A 245-nucleotide genomic window follows, 5' to 3' on the forward strand; every position below is an offset into this window, starting at 1 on the left:
AGGAAGGGGCAGGCCACGAACCGCTCGGCGGTCAGGTCCGCGCGGCCCAGATAGCCACGGGCCAGACCGGGACCGGCGAGATACACCTCGCCCACTATGCCGGGGGCCGTCGGCCGCAGGAACTCGTCCAGCACGAAGACGCGCGTGTTCGCCAGGGGGCGGCCGATCGCCGGCGGCGCGTCCTCGGGCGTGACGCCCTCCGCGATCTCCACCGCAGTCGCCATCACCGTGGCCTCGGTCGGACC

1 protein-coding gene is annotated in these 245 nt (G+C 73.9%); it reads right to left on the minus strand.

The annotated features are described in order from the left end of the window. Positions 1-224 (minus strand): AMP-binding protein (locus ACTT8P_RS38680; RefSeq protein WP_442836466.1); only part of this gene is annotated, 224 nt, incomplete at its 3' end. Positions 225-245: the final 21 nt, after the last annotated feature.

This window comes from Streptomyces sp. JW3, assembly GCF_052216785.1.
GTDB lineage: Bacteria > Actinomycetota > Actinomycetes > Streptomycetales > Streptomycetaceae > Streptomyces.